The sequence below is a fragment of the Streptomyces sp. NPDC058240 genome, from assembly GCF_042882135.1.
Taxonomy (GTDB): domain Bacteria; phylum Actinomycetota; class Actinomycetes; order Streptomycetales; family Streptomycetaceae; genus Streptomyces.
In genome coordinates this window covers 1-3,032 of the sequence record NZ_JBHVWT010000133.1, presented here as the reverse complement: position 1 = coordinate 3,032, position 3,032 = coordinate 1, and the positions used below count along the sequence as shown (strand labels likewise).

Annotated in this window: 1 rRNA gene; it reads left to right on the top strand. The window is 52.8% G+C overall.

Going from position 1 to position 3,032, the window contains the following annotated elements:
• Positions 1–82: 82 nt before the first annotated feature.
• A 23S ribosomal RNA gene (locus ACFVX4_RS41840) occupies positions 83–3,013 on the top strand.
• Positions 3,014–3,032 lie beyond the last annotated feature (19 nt).

Here is a 3,032-nt window from a genome sequence, read left to right as displayed (position 1 = left end):
CGAAACGTGTTCTTTGAAAACTAGATAACAGTAGACATCACATTCAAGTAATACAAGATATCACATAGTGATTCTTTTTAACGGTTAAGTTAGAAAGGGCGCACGGTGGATGCCTTGGCACTAGGAGCCGATGAAGGACGGGACGAACACCGATATGCTTCGGGGAGCTGTAAGCAAGCTTTGATCCGGAGATTTCCGAATGGGGAAACCCACCACTCGTAATGGAGTGGTATCCATATCTGAATTCATAGGATATGAGAAGGCAGACCCGGGGAACTGAAACATCTAAGTACCCGGAGGAAGAGAAAGCAAATGCGATTCCCTGAGTAGCGGCGAGCGAAACGGGATTAGCCCAAACCAAGAGGCTTGCCTCTTGGGGTTGTAGGACACTCTGTACGGAGTTACAAAGGAACGAGGTAGATGAAGAGGTCTGGAAAGGCCCGCCATAGGAGGTAACAGCCCTGTAGTCAAAACTTCGTTCTCTCCTGAGTGGATCCTGAGTACGGCGGAACACGTGAAATTCCGTCGGAATCCGGGAGGACCATCTCCCAAGGCTAAATACTCCCTAGTGACCGATAGTGAACCAGTACCGTGAGGGAAAGGTGAAAAGCACCCCGGAAGGGGAGTGAAAGAGATCCTGAAACCGTGTGCCTACAAGTAGTCAGAGCCCGTTAACGGGTGATGGCGTGCCTTTTGTAGAATGAACCGGCGAGTTACGATCCCGTGCAAGGTTAAGCAGAAGATGCGGAGCCGCAGCGAAAGCGAGTCTGAATAGGGCGAATTGAGTACGTGGTCGTAGACCCGAAACCAGGTGATCTACCCATGTCCAGGGTGAAGTTCAGGTAACACTGAATGGAGGCCCGAACCCACGCACGTTGAAAAGTGCGGGGATGAGGTGTGGGTAGGGGTGAAATGCCAATCGAACCTGGAGATAGCTGGTTCTCTCCGAAATAGCTTTAGGGCTAGCCTCAAGGTAAGAGTCTTGGAGGTAGAGCACTGATTGGACTAGGGGCCCCTACCGGGTTACCGAATTCAGTCAAACTCCGAATGCCAAAGACTTATCCTTGGGAGTCAGACTGCGAGTGATAAGATCCGTAGTCGAAAGGGAAACAGCCCAGACCGCCAGCTAAGGTCCCAAAATATATGTTAAGTGGAAAAGGATGTGGAGTTGCACAGACAACTAGGATGTTAGCTTAGAAGCAGCTATTCATTCAAAGAGTGCGTAATAGCTCACTGGTCGAGTGACTCTGCGCCGAAAATGTACCGGGGCTAAACGTATCACCGAAGCTGCGGACTGTTCTTCGAACAGTGGTAGGAGAGCGTTCTAAGGGCTGTGAAGCCAGACCGGAAGGACTGGTGGAGCGCTTAGAAGTGAGAATGCCGGTATGAGTAGCGAAAGAGGGGTGAGAATCCCCTCCACCGAATGCCTAAGGTTTCCTGAGGAAGGCTCGTCCGCTCAGGGTTAGTCGGGACCTAAGCCGAGGCCGAAAGGCGTAGGCGATGGATAACAGGTTGATATTCCTGTACCACCTCCTCACCATTTGAGCAATGGGGGGACGCAGGAGGATAGGGTAAGCGCGGTATTGGATATCCGCGTCCAAGCAGTTAGGCTGGGAAATAGGCAAATCCGTTTCCCGTGAAGGCTGAGCTGTGATGGCGAGCGAAATATAGTAGCGAAGTTCCTGATTCCACACTGCCAAGAAAAGCCTCTAGCGAGGTGAGAGGTGCCCGTACCGCAAACCGACACAGGTAGGCGAGGAGAGAATCCTAAGGTGATCGAGAGAACTCTCGTTAAGGAACTCGGCAAAATGACCCCGTAACTTCGGGAGAAGGGGTGCTCTGTTAGGGTGCAAGCCCGAGAGAGCCGCAGTGAATAGGCCCAGGCGACTGTTTAGCAAAAACACAGGTCTCTGCGAAGCCGTAAGGCGAAGTATAGGGGCTGACGCCTGCCCGGTGCTGGAAGGTTAAGAGGAGCGCTTAGCGTAAGCGAAGGTGCGAATTGAAGCCCCAGTAAACGGCGGCCGTAACTATAACGGTCCTAAGGTAGCGAAATTCCTTGTCGGGTAAGTTCCGACCCGCACGAAAGGCGCAACGATCTGGGCACTGTCTCAACGAGAGACTCGGTGAAATTATAGTACCTGTGAAGATGCAGGTTACCCGCGACAGGACGGAAAGACCCCGTGGAGCTTTACTGCAGCCTGATATTGAATGTTGGTACAGTTTGTACAGGATAGGCGGGAGCCATTGAAACCGGAGCGCTAGCTTCGGTGGAGGCATCGGTGGGATACTACCCTGGCTGTATTGACCTTCTAACCCGCAGCCCTTATCGGGCTGGGAGACAGTGTCAGGTGGGCAGTTTGACTGGGGCGGTCGCCTCCTAAAAGGTAACGGAGGCGCCCAAAGGTTCCCTCAGAATGGTTGGAAATCATTCGCAGAGTGTAAAGGCACAAGGGAGCTTGACTGCGAGACCTACAAGTCGAGCAGGGACGAAAGTCGGGCTTAGTGATCCGGTGGTTCCGCATGGAAGGGCCATCGCTCAACGGATAAAAGCTACCCCGGGGATAACAGGCTTATCTCCCCCAAGAGTTCACATCGACGGGGAGGTTTGGCACCTCGATGTCGGCTCATCGCATCCTGGGGCTGTAGTCGGTCCCAAGGGTTGGGCTGTTCGCCCATTAAAGCGGTACGCGAGCTGGGTTCAGAACGTCGTGAGACAGTTCGGTCCCTATCCGTCGCGGGCGCAGGAAATTTGAGAGGAGCTGTCCTTAGTACGAGAGGACCGGGATGGACGCACCGCTGGTGTACCAGTTGTTCTGCCAAGGGCATCGCTGGGTAGCTATGTGCGGACGGGATAAGTGCTGAAAGCATCTAAGCATGAAGCCCCCCTCAAGATGAGATTTCCCATTCCGCAAGGAAGTAAGATCCCTGAAAGATGATCAGGTTGATAGGTCTGAGGTGGAAGCGTGGTGACACGTGGAGCTGACAGATACTAATCGATCGAGGACTTAACCAATTTGAATGTATGCTTACTG